Below are 16,652 nucleotides of genomic sequence, written 5' to 3' on the forward strand. Positions count from 1 at the left end.
AGTCGGGGGCGGGGCAGTCAGTGCGAATGGCGCGGGTTGCCGCGCTGCTCGATGACCTTCAGGTACAGCGTGGCCGGTTCGAGGCAGCCGCCGGTGGACAACTGGCCGACGAACCGGCGATAGAGTTCCTGCCAGGGCGTTTGCGCCTCCGGCACGGTGAAGCTCGCGGTCTCGCGACGGCGCGCGAGTTCGTCCGCGTCGACGAGCACGTCGACGCTGCGGCGATTCAGGTCCACACGCACGCGGTCGTTCGTGCGCAGCAAGGCGAGGCCGCCTCCCACCGCGGCTTCCGGCGACATGTTCAGGATCGACGGGCTGGCCGACGTGCCGCTCTGGCGTCCGTCGCCCATGCACGGCAACGACGTGATGCCGCGCTTCACCAGCTCGGCGGGCGGCGCCATGTTCACGACTTCCGAACTGCCCGGGTAGCCGACCGTGCCGCAACCGCGGATCACGAGGATGCAGCGCTCGTCGATGTTCAGCGCGGGATCGTCGATACGCGCGTGGTAGTCCTCGGGGCCGTCGAACACGATCGCGCGCGCCTCGAACGTATTCTCCGCGCCCGGCTCGGCCAGGTAGGTCCGGCGGAAGGCGTCGCCCACCACCGACATCTTCATGATGGCGCTGTCGAAGAAGTTGCCCGACAGCACCATGAAGCCGGCCCCGTGCTTGAGCGGCGCGTCGGGCGTACGGATCACATCGCGGTCGGCATCCTGCGCGGTGTCGGCGATCTCGCCGATCGCGCGGCCGGATACGGTCAGGCAGTCGCGCCGTAGCAGGCCGGCCGCGTCGAGCTGGCGCAGCACGGCGGGCACGCCGCCGGCGCGATGGAAGCTCTCCCCGAGGTATTCGCCGGCCGGCATGCAGTTCACGAGCAGCGGCACGGCTTCGCCGAAGCGCTGCCAGTCGTCCAGACTCAGCTCGACGCCCATGTGGCGCGCGATGGCGATCAGATGCGGCGGGCAGTTGGTCGAGGCGCCGAGCGCCGACGCGACGACGATCGCATTCTCGAACGCCGCGCGCGTCATGATCGTCGACGGGCGCAGGTCGTCGCGAACGAGTTCGACCGCGCGCTTGCCGGTAGCGTAAGCGATCTGGCCGCGCTCGCGATAGGCGGCGGGGATGCTCGCGCACCCGGGCAGTGACATGCCCAGCGCCTCGGCGAGGCTGTTCATCGACAGCGCCGTGCCCATGGTATTGCAGTGGCCGATCGACGGCGACGAAGCCGTGGTCAGCTGCATGAAGCCTTCGTAGTCGATCTCGCCGGCGGCGAGCAGGTTGCGGGCATGCCAGATCACCGTGCCGGAGCCGACCCGCTTGCCCTCGTGCCAGCCGTCGAGCATCGGGCCGCCCGACAGCACGATCGCGGGCATGTCGACGGTCGCGGCCGCCATCAGGCAGGCCGGCGTGGTCTTGTCGCAGCCGGTCGTCAGCACCACACCGTCCAGCGGAAAACCGTGCAGCACTTCCACCAGCCCGAGGTAGGCGAGATTGCGGTCGAGCGCGGCCGTGGGCCGGCGGCTCTGCTCGGCCAGCGGGTGCACGGGGAACTCCATCGGAATGCCGCCCGCGTCGCGAATGCCCGCCTTGGTGCGCTCGGCCAGCTCGATGTGGTGGCGGTTGCACGGCGCCAGGTCGCTGCCCGTCTGCGCGATGCCGATGACGGGGCGGCCCGACTGCAGCTCCTCGCGCGTCAACCCGTAGTTCATGAAGCGCTCGACATAGAGCGCGGTCATGTCCGCGTGCGCGGGATCGTCGAACCATTCCTGGCTGCGCAAGCGGCGAGGGATTTGTGACATGGCAGGCTGTCTCCGAAGGGCCTTCTTGATTGTGCGTGCCGGATAGTTACCGGTAACATCGATTGGATGTTAGCACGGGTTTTTTGCGTTGCGGAAGGGATTTGTGCGCGCGTGGCGGAGGTGAGGGCAGGGGGCCGGAGCAACGCCGCGCACGTCGCGCGCCGGCACGTGGGCGGCCGTCGACCCGTCAGGCGCTTTCCCGCGCGACGATCGTGTAGTCGATACGGATGCTGTGCGACTCGGTCCGCTCGCCGCCGTCGCGCGCTTGCAGCGCCGCCAGCAACGCTTCGCCCGTGCGTAGCCCGATGCCGTACGCGTCCACCGACACGGTCGTGATGGTCGGGTGGCAGCACGCCGCCACTTCGAAGTTCCCGAAGCCGGCCACGGCCATATCGGCGGGTACGGCAAGCCCGCGCCGGTGACATTCCATGATCGCGCCGAATGCCGACATGTCGCTCACGCACATCACCGCATCGGTATCCGGCCATTGCTCCAGCAGCGCCGCCATCGCGGGCCCGCCGTGGCTCATCGTGATCGGCGATTCGCCCAGCCGCACGACGCGCGGTTCGCCCAGCCCCAGCGCCTTGATCTCTGCCTGGTAACCCTTGAGTCGGTCGAGGCCGCGGCGATCCAGTTCGCTGGCGCCGACCAGAAAGCCGATGCGTCGGTAACCGCGCTCGGCCAGGTGGCGCACCATCGCACGGGCGGCGCGCACGTTCGAGAAGCCGACGGCGGTGTCGATGGGGCGCGTGGGCAGATCCCACATCTCGACCACGGGAATCGCCGAGCGCTCCAGCACCTTGCGCGTCGCATCGGTGTGCTGCGCACCCGTCAGCGCGATGCAGCGCGGCTGGTGTCGCAGCATCGAGCGCACTAGCCGTTCTTCACGTTCCAGGTCGTAGTCGGTGTCGCCGAGCAGCAGCTGGAGGCCATGCGGTTCGAGCGCATCGGTCAGGCCGCGCACGGTGTCCGAGAAGTTGGAACTCGACAATGACGGCACCAGCACCGCGACGAATTCCGACCGCCCGGACGACAGCGCACCGGCGGCCGCGTCGGCCACGTAGCCGAGCTGGTCGATGGCCTCGCAGACCCGTGCGCGCGTCTCGGCGGCCACGCTGTGGCCCGCGAGCACGCGCGACACCGTCATCTTCGATACGCCGGCCAGGCGCGCTACGTCGGACATGCGGGGCGGCCCGGCGGGCCGGACGGCGGTGGGACTGGGCATCGGAATCGCGATCGGGAGAAAGCCGGAAAGGCTACATCATACCGGTGCGGCATATCGTGCAGGCCGGCCGCGATGCGCTCGTCGAAGCGACGCCCGTACTAGGGAAACCACGCGTTCGGCGGGACTTGTACGCGCCTGTCGCTGCATGCTACCTTGGCGTTTGTTACCGGTATCAAAGCACTGCTCGCTCCCGTCGCCTCGTCGGCTTTTTTTTGCCACCGGATGTTATCGGTAACATCGATGCGTCAAGCGCACTCGCCGGTACGAAGAAGACCTAAACGAACAGGAGACAGACCGATGCCATCCATTACGCAGGCCGCTGCCGCACCGGCCGCGGCCGACTCGTCCGAGGACGCCCTTTATCGCAAGGTCATGCGGCGCATCCTGCCCTTGCTGCTGCTGTGCTACGTCGTGGCCTATCTGGATCGCGTCAACGTGGGTTTCGCCAAGCTGCAGATGCTCGACGACCTGAGCCTGAGCGACAGCGTCTATGCGCTCGGCGCCAGCATCTTCTTCTGGGGCTATTTCCTGTTCGAGATGCCGAGCAACCTGTTGCTGCATCGTTACGGCGCACGCTTCTGGATCGCGCGGATCATGATCACGTGGGGCATCGTGTCGTCGTCGATGGCCTTCATCGTGCCGCTCGCGCAGTTCTTCCACGTGCAGACGACCACGATGTTCTACACGCTGCGCTTCCTGCTGGGGCTGTGCGAAGCCGGGTTTTTCCCGGGCGTCATCCTGTACCTGAACTACTGGTTCCCGGCGCGCCGCCAGAGCGTGGCGATGTCGGGTTTCCTGGTGGCGATCCCGCTGAGCCTGACGCTGGGCAGCGTGCTGTCCGGCTGGCTGATGGAGCAGACGCATGGCCTGTCGGGCATGAGCGGCTGGCAATGGATGCTGCTGCTCGAAGGGCTGCCGTCGATCGTGGTGGCGTTCATCGTGCTGGCGTGCCTCGGCGACGGCCCGCGGTCGGCGAAGTGGCTGTCCGCCGACGAAAAGGCGGTGCTGTCGCGCAACCTCGAATCCGAGGCCGCGCACAAGTCGCACAGCGTCGGCGCCGCGCTGCGCAGCCCGCGCGTCTGGTTGCTCACCTTCATCCTGCTCACGTTCAATACCGGCTTCTACGGGCTGGCCTTCTGGCTGCCGTCGATCATCCGCGCGTCGGGCGTGCGGAGCCCGCTGCATATCGGTTTGCTGACGGCCATTCCGTACCTGACGGCCATCTTCGCGATGGTGTGGAACGCATCGCACTCGCGCAGGACCGGCGAACGCCGCCTGCACGCGGCGATTCCCGCGCTGATCGGCGGCGTCTTCCTGATTCTGAGCGCGGCGTTCGCCCACAACGTGGCGCTGTCGATCGTGTTCCTGACCGTCGCCACGTGCGGCATCCTCGCGCTGATGCCGATCTACTGGACCTTCCCCGGACAGATCCTGTCCGGCACGGCCGCGGCGGCCGGCATCGCGCTGATCAACTCGGTGGGCAACCTGTCCGGCTTCACGGGCTCGATGATCACAGGCGTCGCTAAGCAAATGACCGGCGACATCAACAACGGCACCTATGCGCTCGGCGCCTGCCTGCTGATCAGTTGCGTGCTGATCGCATTGATTCCGCGGGACATCCTGCAGCCGCCGGCGGGGCGGTAGGGCGTTCGCGCGATGTCACGTCCAGCCGGGGCCGGGACATCGCGCCGCCCCGGCGCCGGATGCATCACGTCATGTGGATTGATCTCGTGTGAATTCGCTCGACCATCACGGACGGAATGCCGGATGCCTCCAACCGGCGACGCCCTGCGCGCGACTCAGTTTTCTCGTGGGCGACCGTCATGCGTCTTCCAGGGCGAAGCGTACTTTGTCCCCGAGCGTGCGCAACCGCTCGACCGGTTCGTTCGAGTACACGAATCGGACGTACTGCTCGCCGTGTGCGACGCCCCATCCGGTCATGGCCGTCGCACATACGCCACGGCGCAGCAACCGCTCCGACATCTGCGATCCGGTCAGGCCGAAATCGGACACCCGCAGCAGCATCGACCAGCCGCCCGCCGGCATGCCGAACGGAAGACCTGACAGTTCGGCGGCGACCGTATCCCGGCGCCTCTCGAGTTCGCTCACGTAGCCAGGCAGATCGGATGCAGAATGTTCGAGCGCAACCGCCGCGGCCTCCTGGGCAATGCCGACCGGCACCACGACATTGGCGAGCGACACGGCCACAAGATCGGGAATCAGCCATTCCGGCGCGACGATCCAGCCGACGCGCCAGCCAATCATGCGCAGCTCTTTCGACGCGGCGCCGACCGTGACCGTACGCTCGGCCATGCCGGGCAGGCCGGCGGGATGGATGACCGTGCGTCCATCGAAGAGCAGCCGTTCCATCGCGCTGTCGAGGATCAGCAGCAGATCGTTCTGCACACACAGGCTCGCGATCAGTTGCCAGTCGGACGCATCGAAGAACCCGCCCGAAGGCATCGACGGAGACATCAGCAGCATGGCCCGTGTTTGCGGACCGATCGCTGCCCGCAGCGCGGTCTGATCCAGCTTCCACTCGCCGCCCGGCGCGAAGGCGAACGGTACTTGCCTGGGCACGCCGCCCGCAAGGCGGACGCGGTTCAGCAGGCCTGCGTACGTCGGATCGGTGACGATGACTTCGTCGCCGGTCTCGACGGTGGCGAGCAGCGTGTTCAGAATGCCGGAGAGTCCGCCCGCCGACACCACCACCTGGTCGGCCGTGAAGCATTGCCCCGAAAGCCCCGACACGTGGGCGGCAGCGCTCGCGCGTAGCCGATCCTGGCCGACGAATGGCAAATAGGAGTTGGCCGCGTCTCGCTGGATTGCCTCGCGGGTGAAGGCGAGCGCCTCGGAAGTGGGTGGGATGTCGGTATCGAGATTCTCGAGTCGCAAAAGGTCGACGTCGGCATGATCGGCGATCGAACCCATGCGATCGACGCCGATGCCGGCAATGTGCTGCAGGCGTGCAGGACGGTGGTGGCGCATCGAGCCTCCGATTTTGTTACAATTTAATAGATAATATATGCATGGTGGTCGGCATGAACTTTGAAGTCAAGGAGGATCGCTCGCTGGCCGATCGGATCGCCGTCGCGCTGGGGGACCGCATCATCTCGGGCGTCATCGCGCCGGGGGAGTGGCTGCGTCAGGACCACATCGCGGCGGAGTTCGGGGCGAGTCATGTGCCGGTACGCGAGGCGTTCAGACGCCTGGAAGCGCAGGGGCTGGCCGTGGTGGAACCGCGGCGAGGCGTGCGGGCGGCGCCGCTCGAGCCGGCGGACGTGCTTGAAATGGCAAAGATGCGTGCTGCTTTCGAGGGGCTGGCGCTGCGCGAGGCGATTTCCGCTCTCGACGCACGTGCGCTGGAGGAACTCGATGCGATCCTCGATCAGGAGGCGGCGGCGCATGGTATAGCCGTGCTGGGTACGCTGAACCTGAGATTTCATCGCGCACTGACCGCGCGGTGCGGGATGCCGCGGCTCGTCGACGCGATTGGCGACATGCATCGCGCAAGCGCACGGCATTTGTACGCGACGTGGCAGCAACTTGACTGGCACGATCGCTCGAACGACGAGCATCGGAACATCGTCCGGGCGATACGTGATGGGGATGTGGACGCAGCGTGTGCGGCCTTGTCCTCGCATATTCTGGCTGCGGGGGACGCACTGGCTCAGGCGTTGCGCAGGCGGTAGAGGGATGCAGGTCGAGACGGGGGCGTCAAGCGGTCCCAAAGGCCGGTTTTGGGAATGGCTGGCGTCTTCTGCGGGTTGGTTATAGCTGAACGCGTGGGGCGGCATTCGGCTAGTTCCAGTCGTTCGCAGCCGCTTCAGACTGGCACTGGAACGTCAGCTGCACCGCACTAAGCGGCCACCAACGTCGTGCCAGTCCAAGTGCAATGACGATCCTGCGGGCTTATAATCTTCCGACAACAAATCGGGGGCTCTACGTGGCATACACCGTAGACGGAGCATTCGCGGAGTTTTACGACGAGATCAATCTTTCAGGCGACTTCCGCGCGTTAGCGTCGGCGCGCCGGGATCACATTTTCAATCTACTCGGTAATCGATTCCACTTGATCGATGCTTTCGCTGGCGGCTCAATCCCCAAATACACAGCGCTTCATGGCCGTGCTGACATGGACATCTTTGTCGTCCTCCACTATGGGAAGCACTGCGCCGGCCGTCTTCCCTCGCAAGTATTACTTGATATCCGAACCGCGCTATCGGGCAAGGAGCGCGTTAGGCGCAACGGACAAGCGGTGACGCTTCGCTACACTGCTTTTCCTGACGTCGACGTCGTTCCCGTGTATTTCACAAGTCACGATGGTCAGCGATATGAAGATGCGCAGTATCTGAACGTGCCCGACATGAACACGGAGACATGGATCCGCTCGATGCCGAAGCTACATACGGCACGCGTCGAGCAAGCTGCGGCTGCATATGGTAAATATTTTCGGCGCGCCATAAAGATGATGAAGTACTGGAATTGGAAGCACGGAGATATATTGCGAAGCTTCCACATTGAGGCGCTTGCGGTGCTGTTTCTCGGAATAGGCGATTGCAGCAGCCTGCCGCTCGCCCTTCACAGATTTTTTGATGCAGTACATGGCAGTGTTTTGACAGCCGTGCATTACGACGGGGCGCGCATCGACGATTACCTAACGGCGCAAGATCGGATTGGACTCTCCGACAGACTTCGTAGCGCGTGCACCCACGCAAACTCGGCGTGGCTGAATGGTTTTCTCGGCAACCACGAGTTTGCAATAGCCGAATGGCGAGCGATTTTCGGAGATCCCTATCCTTCTTATGGCTAACAATCAGCGTCACGACCCTATTCGCGCTACGTACTATCGCCCCGTCGAAATCGGCGAAGCCTTCGGTGAGTGGCTGTTCTGGATCACAACTGGGCTGTCGGCGACCCTGATTCTCGTTGACCGAGCCACCCACGCGCAGTTGTACGATAGGCTGCAAATGGGTCTGGTCATTGCAGCGGTTCTGGCGTTTATCATCGGCACCGCAGTCAGACTCTATCTTCAACCCCGTGCATTAGCCGCAAGATCCGCTGACTTGATATCTCAGAGCTTTGGAGTAGCGTTGTCGCATGAGACGACTGTCGGATACTACAATAATCAAATGCCGGCTGGCCACAGAAGGTTGGCGGCAATGGCGCTAGAAAACGCGTTCTTTAGCAAGGAAATCTCTAAATCAATGCTCAGGTTTGAACGGTTCCGCGCCGGAGTTGCGCTCCTGATATTTATTTTTTTGATGAGAGAGGACGATCTTGCATTTGGGGCGATTGCTGCTGCTACCGTGTTTGGTGAGCAAGTCATAGTGCGTTATCTACGACTAGAATGGTTTCGCAGTCGCTGCGAATCAATTTATAAACAGCTTCACGACTTGTTTCTCCACAATCCAACAGATCCGACTTTCACCGCCGAGACGATTGGTGGCCTGAACTCATACGAGTCTGGAAAGGCCATGGCGGGAGTAACACTTTCTGACCGAATTTTCAAAAAACGCAATGCCGACCTGTCGACACAGTGGGATGTCATTAAGCAGACACTGAGGCTCTAACTGGAGCAGTTGACACTTGTACATACTCGGGTGTTACCGCATCGTGTGGCCCCTCGTGCGCCGATGCGGCGAGTCGATCGTTGAGTGACGACGAAACCGAGATTTTCGGCACCCCACAGCAAATACATTCTCGCGATATTACCCGAGAACTTGTTCCATGCGGTGCCACCGGAATTGCCAAAAATGCCAGCACTCCCCTAAGTTTGGAGCGAAGATTTACATGAACTCTTATGAAAAACTGATTGGAATAGCCAGTCGTTCCACTTGGTGTATGTCTGCATTATCGGCGGTACGCGAGATGCAGCTGGATTCGTGGTGCATCGGTGGAGGAGCGATTCGCAATCTGGTGTGGGATTCACTCCACGGATATGAGACTCCAACATACCTACCAGATGTCGATGTGGCGTATTTCGACTCGTCCGATCTGTCTTCAACTCGCGACGCGGAGATTCAACAGCGACTCGCCGCAAGGTGTCCTGAGATTCCCTGGGAAGTCACCAACCAAGCGGCTGTTCATCTATGGTTTGAGAGTGTATTCGGCCACCCGGTGCCACCATTGACTTCCTTGGCAGAAGCTATCGCATCGTGGCCGGAGTACGCGACGGCAGTCGGATTATCCCTTCTCCAGGATGGGACAATTGATGTTTGCGCGCCGCACGGCGTCGACGATCTTTTTTCTATGGTTATACGACGCAACCCGACGCGCGTCAGCATCGAGACATACCGTAGACGGATCGAGCAAAAAAATACTGCGACCGCTGGCCCCGCGTTACGGTTGTCAGCTAGCCACGATGAGCAAGCCACGCCACCGCCCGAATGTCGGACATTGTCAAGAAGCCGTTGTACCGTCGGTGTAAAGACGGTTGCCCGTTTGAGTCCGTGAGCAGCCACTGAGCGCGCGTTCGCTCGACAGACCGCTTCGGGTCGGAAGTCGCCGGTCGGCCGCACCGGGTGCCGACCGGCGACTTCCGGCCAAGAGACGACACTCGGCCAAGTGAATCGGCGGACCTGACGACGGAAAGCTTCATCCGGCGAACGGAACGTGCCTTGCTGGGTGTTTGGCATTTGACTCGCCAGCAGGAATATCGATGATTTACGGAACCTTTCCACCTTGGCTGCATACGCTATCGGTCACATCGATCATTTTGGGTGCGGCCTGTGCCGTTGCAATCGTCGTTGACGAAGCTCGACACCCTCAGAAGATGTGGATCATGAACGTCGTCTGGCCCCTGACGGCGTTGTTCGGGACGGTCTTGTGGGTTGCCGCCTACTACGTGTGGGGACGGAATGTCACTGACGCGGGACACGAGGTCGACGAGCAGCCGTTCGTCGCGATGGTGATGAAAGGCACGAGTCACTGCGGCGCGGGCTGTACGCTCGGAGACATCGTTGTCGAGTGGTCGGCTTTTGCCTTCCCCGCCTTGGCAGTCTGGTTCGGGTGGCACACGGTGTTTGATGAAAAAACGTTTGCTGTCTGGATCCCCGATTTCATCGTCGCCTTTCTGTTCGGCATCGTTTTTCAGTACTTCACTATCAAACCGATGCGGGGGCTCTCGGCACGCGCAGGTTTGATTGCGGCCGTCAGAGCGGATATCGCGTCGATTACCGCGTGGCAGGTCGGCATGTACGGCGTTATGGCCATCATCCAGTTCCTGTGGTTCAAGCCGGCTTACGGCGGTATCGCGAAAGTTGCGAGCCCCGAATTCTGGTTCGCCATGCAGCTCGCGATGCTTGCAGGATTCGCCACCAGCTATCCCGTCAACTGGTGGCTGATCAATTCGGGTATGAAGGAAAAAATGTAAGGGTCCTGACCGCAAGCACAGCGAAGGTGGCTTGTCGCGTGACATCTTCATTTCGACCGAAGGCTCACGACACCCTACGCCGCATCCCCCGCACCTGCAGCCAGATGGCGGATATCAGGAAATAAAGCGCACCCACTCCCGCATAGCCTGCGATCTTCACGATCGCCGGCGGCATTGGCGCGTGGCTTTGCAAAATGAAGAACAACCCAGCCAACGCCGATTGCGCACCGCTCAGTATCATCACCCACTGGGCGCCGGCATGCTTCCAGCGCCGGACGGCGGTGCCGAGCTGCAGCGCGCCGGAGAGAATCGCCCAGACGCCGAACACCGCGAGTACCGCGTGCGTGCCCGCATTCAACGCCGGAAATACCGCCAGTGTCGTGACGGCGCTGATCGCGACGTTGATCGCCTGCGTGCGGTTTGCCGCCGTCCCGCCGCTGCGGGACAGGTCGACGAAATTGGCGAGTGCATCCCAGGCCGGATAAACGACCAGCAGGACCGCCGCGCCGGCCGCGCTTTGCCGGCCGACGGAAAACGCCAGTGCGACCCAGATCAGCGAGAATATCGCCCTGGAAAAGTAGTACCGCTTCAGCCATGGTTCGTCGGCAAGGGCACGGAATTCGGGGTAACGATCAACCATTTGCACTCCTTCTTACATCGAATCGTCGTTGCGGCCGGTGCGCAAGGTGTCCGCCATGCGGATGCCGATGTGGCGCCGACCGAATCTCCAGTGCGCCGAGTATCGCAATCGTCCAGGCCTCCCGCTATCGGTCAGATGTCCGATGGCGAAGTCCGCCGGCCGTCTGCGCCGATGCGGGCCAACCTCGCGCCGGCGTGGCCACGGTGAGCCGCCACGCGCATGCTCGTGCATGACACGACGCCGTCGCGTATGATCGTTTTCCCGTCCTCGCGAATGTCTCTGCCCACCCGATGTCCGACGCCGAAGCCCGTCACGCCCCGCTGCGCATATTCGACGCCGTACGCGCGCTGGCCTTCATCGGCGATCTCAGCATGGGGCAGCCGACCGACCATTCGCCGCGCACCGGCTGGCTGGCGTCACGGCTCGCGCACGCGGCACGATTCGATGCATCGGTGTGCGACACGGCGCGCGAGGTGGCGCTGTTGCGCTGGTCGGGCTGCACGGCGAACGCGGCGGGTTTCGCGCAGGTATTCGGCGACGACGTCGCGATCCGCGCCGCGATGCTCGAGAGCCGGTCCGGCATCGCCGAAGCGATCGGCGGCGCGGGCGTCGCGATGATCCCGCTCGCGCAGATTCATTGCGAAGTCTCGGGCGAGGTTGCACGAATACTCGGTCTGCCCCACGCGACGGAAACCGCGCTGCGGCATATTTTCGAAAGCTGGGACGGCAACGGGCTGCCCGCACGGCTCGCGCGGGAAGAGGTGCCGGCCGCCGTGTCGATCGTCGCGCTTGCGGGCGATCTCGACGTGTTCAGCCGCACGTACGGCGTCGAGCGGGCCCTCGAATTGATCGGGCAACGGGCGGGGGCACGCTATCCGGCCGTGCTCGTCGACACGGCTGCGCGCGACGCAACGCGCTGGCTGGCGGCGCTCGAGCACATGACGTCCGCCGAACTGGACGCCGCATTGGCCACGCCGGACATGCAGGGCGCGACGTCCGCTGAATTGATTGCGGACGTCATCGATCTGAAACTGCCGTGGATGACGGGTTTTTCGCGTGCGGTCGCCGCGACGGCGGCCGCCTGTTACGGCCGTCTCTCGTCGGACGAGGCAGCGCGCGAACGCGTGTACCGCGCGGGGCTGATCCATGGCATCGGCAGGGCCGCGGTGCCGAACGACGTGTGGAATCTGCCGGCGCGGCTGCCTGCGAGCGCATGGGAAAAGGTGCGGCTCGTGCCGTACTGGACCGAACGCGCCGGCAGGCAGACCGGCGCGCTCGGCGAAGCCGCGGTGCTTGCTTCGTATGCCTACGAACGGCAGGACGGCTCGGGCTATTTTCGCGGCGTGCGTGACGCGGCGCTGACGCTGGAAGCGCGCGTGCTGGCGGCGTCGCTGGCATGGGTCGCGTTGCGCTCGGCGCGCCCGTGGCGCGCGGCGCTGAGCGATGCGGCCGCCGCCGGCCAGTTGCAGGAAGAAGCGGCGCGCGGCCGGCTATGCGGCGAAGTGGTGGCCGCGCTCGTGACGAATGGGGCGCCCGCGCTCCGGCGCACCGTCACGCGTCCGTCGCCCGCTGGCCCGCGCCTGTCCGCGCGGGAAATCGACGTCCTGCGGGCGATTTCCCGCGGCGCGAGCAACAAGCAGGTCGCGCAGGCGCTCGCGATGAGTCCGAGCACGGTGCGAACCCATGTCGAAAAGGCGTTTCGCAAGCTCGAATGTTCGACACGCGCCGCGGCGACCCTCAAGGCGTCGGCGCTGGGGCTGCTCTGACGCGATCCGAGACGCGGATTCGCGTTCGCGCGGCTGGTGCACCGGCTGCGCCGGGCGCCGATGATCGTGGCACGCGCGGCACGCGACGATCAACCTGGGTGCCGCCATCCCGTCGCCTGCCGCCGGACCATTCACGCACCCGACGGCCCGACGCGAACCAGCGGGGCACGCTCGGCCCACGGTGCGGCGCGTTCGAGCTGGGCGGCGAGCGAGAACAACAGCGACTCCGCGCCGAAGGCCCCCGCGAAATGGCTGCCGATCGGCAAGCCTTGCTCGTCCCAGTAAAGCGGCACCGACATCGCCGGCTGGCCGGTCGCGTTGAACCACGCGGTGAACGGCGAAAACCGGTGCGACCGATCGATGACGTCGCTCAACGATTGCGCGGCGTCCACCGTCGCGAGTGCGGCCGGCGGCAGCGGCGGCATCGCGAGCGTCGGCGTCAGCAACACGTCGTAGCGTTCCATCAGCCGGCCGAACGTCCTGCCCAACGCATGGATCCAGTCGACCGCGCCCGCGTATTCGGCGCCGCTCACGTTGCCTTTTTCGCGCAGGATGATGCGGGTGCGCGCCTCGATTTCGTCGTCGCGCACCGGCGCGCGTCGCTGGGTGCCGATCGTGTCGAGCAGCGCGCGCGTTTGCGCGCCGATGATCGTGAACACGTGGCCATAGAAAGCGGCCGAATCGACGGGACTGCCGAGCGGCTCGACGTCGTGTCCGAGCGAGCGCAGCAACGCGACGGTATGTTCCAGTGCAGCCCGGCATGCCGGATGAAGCGGCCAGGGCGGCGCTTGCTCGATCACGGCGATTCTCAGCGGCCGGGGATCGTGCTGCGTGGCCGCGAGAAACGTGTCGGCCTGATGCGGCGCCGCATACGGCGCACCGGTATCGGCGCCGGCGGTCAGGTCGAGCAGGGCGGCGCTGTCGCGAACCGAGCGCGTGATCGCGTGGTTGATGCCCATGCCGGCCCATCCCTCGCCGATCATCGGGCCATTCGGCGTTCGGCCGCGCGTCGGCTTCAATCCGAACACGCCGCAGCAGGACGCGGGTACCCGCAGCGAGCCGCCGCCGTCGTTGCCGTGCGCGAACGGGAGCACGCGAGCGGCGACGAGCGCCGCCGCCGCGCCGCTCGATCCGCCGGCGCTCACCTGCGGATTCCAGGGGTTGCGCGTGATGCCGAAGCGTGCCGACGACGTGCAATACGACGTGCCCAGCTCCGGCGACAGCGACGTGCCCGCGATCGGTATGCCCGCGCGCCGCAGGCGGGCCACGAGTTCGCCGTCGAAGTCGGGCCGGTAGTCGCCGAACAGGAACGATCCGTTCGACATCCGCGCACCGCGCACCGGCATGAACAGGTCCTTGATCAGCGTCGGGACGCCGGCGAGCACGCTTTCGTGCCCGGTGACGGACGACGCGGCCTGTCTTGCCGTGTCGTCGAGGCGTTCCGCCACGGCATTCAGCGTGGGGTCGAGCGCGTCGAGACTGGCGAGCACGGCGTCCAGCAATTCGGTCGGTTTCACTTCTTTGGCTCGAACGAGCGCCGCGAGCGCGATGCCGTCGTGCGTGGCGATGAGCGTCTGAAAGTCTTTCATGGGTTTATCGTTCAGGAACAGGAAAACATGAATGGGTCATTCGTCGTCGCGGCGGCGACACGCCGGTAACGACCACGACAACGCCGCGACGGCCGTGCCTGCCGCAATCGCGAACACCGCCGCGCGTAGCCCGCCGAATGCGTGCGCGCAGCCCAGCACGACGAGCGGGCTGACGAACTGACCCAGATAGAGCGCGGCCGTGAAACCGCCCAGGCCGCGGCCGCGCATCGCGAGCGACAGCGTGCGCATCAGCGGCAGGATGGCGTTGGGCACCAGCATGCCGCCGCCGAAGCCGTGAATCACGACCGCCACGACGATGGCCGGCACCGTATGCGCGCGGGCCAGCAGCGTCAGGCCCGCCGCGAGCAGCGCAAGGAGCACGACGTTGACGAAGCGGCGGCCGATCGCGTCGCGCAACCATGGCCACGCGATCGAACCGGCCAGCGTCGACAGCAGGCCGACGCCCGCTACCGCGCCGATCATCGTCGACGATCGCTGGCCGATGTCGACCATCAACTGAGGCATCTGCACCGGCACCACGAACGAGCTGATCATGCCGATGCAGATCAGCACGTAGCCGACCGCGAGCGTCCGCCCGAGCGTTCCATGGGCCGGCGGCGTGCCGTGGTCGGCCGGCTGCGCGGGCTGACCCTCGCGCAGCGGTTCCCACAGCACGGTCGCAATCGCCGGCAGCAGCAGGATCGGCAACAGATAGAGATAGAACGGATAGCGCCACGCGTGCTCGCCGGCCGCGCCGCCGAGCACGAAAAACACCGTGCCGACGATACCGATCGTGACGACCTGCCGGTTCACGTAGCGCACCCGTTGCTCGCCATGCCAGTAATCGCCGATCAGCGTCGTGCAGCACGTCATCACGCACGCTTCGGCCGCGCCGAGCGCGAACCGGCAGACGAGGATCGCGGTGAGGCTGTCGAGCCACGCCGGCGCGGCGCCGACCAGCCCGTACACGAGCGTCGCGAGCAACAGCAGCATCTTGCGTCCGACGCGATCGGCCAGCCAGCCGGCGAGCGGCGCGCACAGCGCGATCGCGAGGGCGGGGCCCGTCGCGACGAGCGGAACGAGCGCGGCCAGCCGCGGGTCGGCCGGCACGAATTCGGCCGCGAGTTTTGGCAGGACCGGCGCGATCATGACCGCGCCCATCACCGTGAGACTGCTGCCGAGCAGCAGCACGGCACCCTGGCTTGCGCCGGCCTGTCGGGCGGCACGCGTACAGGGCGGCGCGGATTGCGTTGAAGAAAGCGGATTCATCGACAGCTCCCGAATCGGAACATCAGAACGACAGCGCGGCACGTAGCGCGATCTGGTAACCCTGCGCGCGGTTTTGCGCGCCGAATTCCTTGTAGGCATGCAGCCAGACGGCGGGCTTGCCGGGCTCGACGTAGCTGATCGCCGGGCCGAGCGCGTTCACGCGCGCGCGGTTGCCGTCGATGGTCGGGCCGTGGTCGTTGCTCAACTGCCGCTCGAGGTAGCCGCCCAGGCCCACCGTGAACGCGCCGACGTGCTGGCCGAGCGCGAATTCCTGGCGGAATCCGGTGCCGCTGCGATAGTTCGTTGCATGGTTCGTCGTGTTCTGATCGATCTCGATGCTGGTCGAGATTTCGAAGCCGCCGTCGGTGATGTAGGTCGCGCCGACGATCGGCGAGAAGGTCCAGTGATTGACGCCGGGATTGAAGAGACGGGTGGCGCGATACGCGCCCGTCGGCGCTTGCACCTGCAGGGCGACGTTGACGTACAGATTCGGCGATGTCCACGCGAGGATCAGCGGCTGGAAGTCCGCATCGCCGATGTTGGTCGGATCGGCGGACATCGCGAGCGTGCCCGCGGGCGTCGGCACGTTCACGTGTCCGTTCAGGTTCAGGAACGGCACGACCGCGCCGAAGCCGACGTTCGCGCCGAACAGTTTCGCGTTCGTCATCCGGATATACGCGACGCTCCACGACGCGACCGTCAGCGAGAAGTCGGCGTTGCCGCCGTTGCGGATCGTGCGGGTCGAGTAGTACGCGAAGCGCGTGGCGAGCGTGCCGTTCGGCGTGGGCGGCGGCATGATGCCCGCGCCGAAATCGAATACGCCGAACGGCGTGATCGGGCCGTCGCTTTCGAGCGCCCGGGCGTTCTGGCATGCGAGCGTGGCCGCCAATGCGCCGATCGCGACGGCGGTGGTGCGTGTGCGGCAGCGCCGCACGCCGTGCGGACGTCTGAGGATTTCCATCGTGCCGTTCCCCGTACAGTTGAAATGT

At 65.0% G+C, this 16,652-nt stretch carries 14 protein-coding genes; 7 read left to right on the plus strand and 7 right to left on the minus strand.

The genetic code is table 11. The annotated features are described in order from the left end of the window. Positions 1-17: 17 nt before the first annotated feature. Positions 18-1,799, minus strand: coding sequence for an IlvD/Edd family dehydratase (locus tag C4B30_RS01395; protein WP_027786596.1), 1,782 nt, complete (start codon positions 1,797-1,799; stop codon positions 18-20). Positions 1,800-1,986: 187 nt separating this feature from the next. Continuing rightward, positions 1,987-3,024, minus strand: a complete 1,038-nt coding sequence (locus C4B30_RS01400) for a LacI family DNA-binding transcriptional regulator (RefSeq protein WP_027786597.1) — start codon at positions 3,022-3,024, stop codon at positions 1,987-1,989. A 297-nt stretch (positions 3,025-3,321) separates the two neighbouring features. On the opposite strand from C4B30_RS01400, the gene C4B30_RS01405 reads away from it, so the two are divergent. Beyond that, a complete protein-coding gene (locus C4B30_RS01405; protein WP_027786598.1) occupies positions 3,322-4,668 on the plus strand; it encodes an MFS transporter in 1,347 nt (448 codons plus the stop codon). Positions 4,669-4,845: 177 nt separating this feature from the next. Here C4B30_RS01405 and C4B30_RS01410 read toward each other — a convergent pair whose 3' ends face one another. Continuing rightward, positions 4,846-6,012, minus strand: coding sequence for a pyridoxal phosphate-dependent aminotransferase (locus C4B30_RS01410; RefSeq protein WP_027786599.1), 1,167 nt, complete (start codon positions 6,010-6,012; stop codon positions 4,846-4,848). 53 nt (positions 6,013-6,065) lie between these two features. On the opposite strand from C4B30_RS01410, the gene C4B30_RS01415 reads away from it, so the two are divergent. From C4B30_RS01415 to C4B30_RS01435, 5 genes are all read left to right on the plus strand, one after another. Further along, positions 6,066-6,716 carry a GntR family transcriptional regulator gene (locus C4B30_RS01415; protein WP_227789465.1) on the plus strand — a complete coding sequence of 217 codons (651 nt, stop codon included), beginning with the start codon at positions 6,066-6,068 and terminating at the stop codon, positions 6,714-6,716. 203 nt (positions 6,717-6,919) lie between these two features. Further along, positions 6,920-7,837: a nucleotidyltransferase domain-containing protein gene (locus tag C4B30_RS01420; protein WP_089502469.1), complete on the plus strand. Its 918-nt coding sequence runs from the start codon at positions 6,920-6,922 to the stop codon at positions 7,835-7,837. After that, entirely contained in the window at positions 7,830-8,597 is a 768-nt protein-coding gene (locus C4B30_RS01425) for a DUF4149 domain-containing protein (protein ID WP_027786602.1), read from the plus strand. The genes C4B30_RS01420 and C4B30_RS01425 overlap by 8 nt, the downstream gene beginning before the upstream one ends. Positions 8,598-8,817: 220 nt before the next feature. Next, complete coding sequence (locus C4B30_RS01430) at positions 8,818-9,480, plus strand: nucleotidyltransferase family protein (protein WP_227789464.1); 663 nt, start codon at positions 8,818-8,820, stop codon at positions 9,478-9,480. 205 nt (positions 9,481-9,685) lie between these two features. After that, complete coding sequence (locus C4B30_RS01435) at positions 9,686-10,399, plus strand: DUF4396 domain-containing protein (protein WP_027786603.1); 714 nt, start codon at positions 9,686-9,688, stop codon at positions 10,397-10,399. A gap of 64 nt (positions 10,400-10,463) precedes the next feature. Here the strand turns inward: C4B30_RS01435 and C4B30_RS01440 are convergent, their stop codons facing one another. Continuing rightward, entirely contained in the window at positions 10,464-11,039 is a 576-nt protein-coding gene (locus tag C4B30_RS01440; RefSeq protein ID WP_027786604.1) for a DUF308 domain-containing protein, read from the minus strand. A 290-nt stretch (positions 11,040-11,329) separates the two neighbouring features. On the opposite strand from C4B30_RS01440, the gene C4B30_RS01445 reads away from it, so the two are divergent. Next, complete coding sequence (locus C4B30_RS01445) at positions 11,330-12,805, plus strand: HD domain-containing phosphohydrolase (RefSeq protein WP_027786605.1); 1,476 nt, start codon at positions 11,330-11,332, stop codon at positions 12,803-12,805. Between the two features lie 131 nt (positions 12,806-12,936). Here C4B30_RS01445 and C4B30_RS01450 read toward each other — a convergent pair whose 3' ends face one another. From C4B30_RS01450 to C4B30_RS01460, 3 genes are read right to left on the minus strand one after another with little or no spacing between them, the layout of a single operon-like run. Beyond that, the gene (locus C4B30_RS01450) at positions 12,937-14,394 is read right to left on the minus strand and encodes an amidase (protein ID WP_027786606.1); all 1,458 of its coding nucleotides are present in this window, start codon (positions 14,392-14,394) and stop codon (positions 12,937-12,939) included. Between the two features lie 36 nt (positions 14,395-14,430). Continuing rightward, positions 14,431-15,663, minus strand: a complete 1,233-nt coding sequence (locus C4B30_RS01455) for an MFS transporter (RefSeq protein ID WP_027786607.1) — start codon at positions 15,661-15,663, stop codon at positions 14,431-14,433. Positions 15,664-15,685: 22 nt separating this feature from the next. Then, entirely contained in the window at positions 15,686-16,624 is a 939-nt protein-coding gene (locus C4B30_RS01460; RefSeq protein WP_027786608.1) for a SphA family protein, read from the minus strand. Positions 16,625-16,652: the final 28 nt, after the last annotated feature.

It is taken from the genome of Burkholderia sp. BE12 (genome assembly GCF_002959955.1).
Classification (GTDB): Bacteria; Pseudomonadota; Gammaproteobacteria; order Burkholderiales; family Burkholderiaceae; genus Burkholderia.

Coding starts and splice junctions, on each gene's coding strand:
- C4B30_RS01445 (WP_027786605.1), top strand. CDS start 11,330: ATGTCCGACGCCGAAGCCCGTCACGCCCCGCTGCGCATATTCGACGCC.
- C4B30_RS01435 (WP_027786603.1), top strand. CDS start 9,686: ATGATTTACGGAACCTTTCCACCTTGGCTGCATACGCTATCGGTCACA.
- C4B30_RS01460 (WP_027786608.1), bottom strand. CDS start 16,624: ATGGAAATCCTCAGACGTCCGCACGGCGTGCGGCGCTGCCGCACACGC.
- C4B30_RS01430 (WP_227789464.1), top strand. CDS start 8,818: ATGAACTCTTATGAAAAACTGATTGGAATAGCCAGTCGTTCCACTTGG.
- C4B30_RS01410 (WP_027786599.1), bottom strand. CDS start 6,012: ATGCGCCACCACCGTCCTGCACGCCTGCAGCACATTGCCGGCATCGGC.
- C4B30_RS01425 (WP_027786602.1), top strand. CDS start 7,830: ATGGCTAACAATCAGCGTCACGACCCTATTCGCGCTACGTACTATCGC.
- C4B30_RS01400 (WP_027786597.1), bottom strand. CDS start 3,024: ATGCCCAGTCCCACCGCCGTCCGGCCCGCCGGGCCGCCCCGCATGTCC.
- C4B30_RS01405 (WP_027786598.1), top strand. CDS start 3,322: ATGCCATCCATTACGCAGGCCGCTGCCGCACCGGCCGCGGCCGACTCG.
- C4B30_RS01440 (WP_027786604.1), bottom strand. CDS start 11,039: ATGGTTGATCGTTACCCCGAATTCCGTGCCCTTGCCGACGAACCATGG.
- C4B30_RS01415 (WP_227789465.1), top strand. CDS start 6,066: ATGAACTTTGAAGTCAAGGAGGATCGCTCGCTGGCCGATCGGATCGCC.
- C4B30_RS01455 (WP_027786607.1), bottom strand. CDS start 15,663: ATGAATCCGCTTTCTTCAACGCAATCCGCGCCGCCCTGTACGCGTGCC.
- C4B30_RS01420 (WP_089502469.1), top strand. CDS start 6,920: ATGACGATCCTGCGGGCTTATAATCTTCCGACAACAAATCGGGGGCTC.
- C4B30_RS01450 (WP_027786606.1), bottom strand. CDS start 14,394: ATGAAAGACTTTCAGACGCTCATCGCCACGCACGACGGCATCGCGCTC.
- C4B30_RS01395 (WP_027786596.1), bottom strand. CDS start 1,799: ATGTCACAAATCCCTCGCCGCTTGCGCAGCCAGGAATGGTTCGACGAT.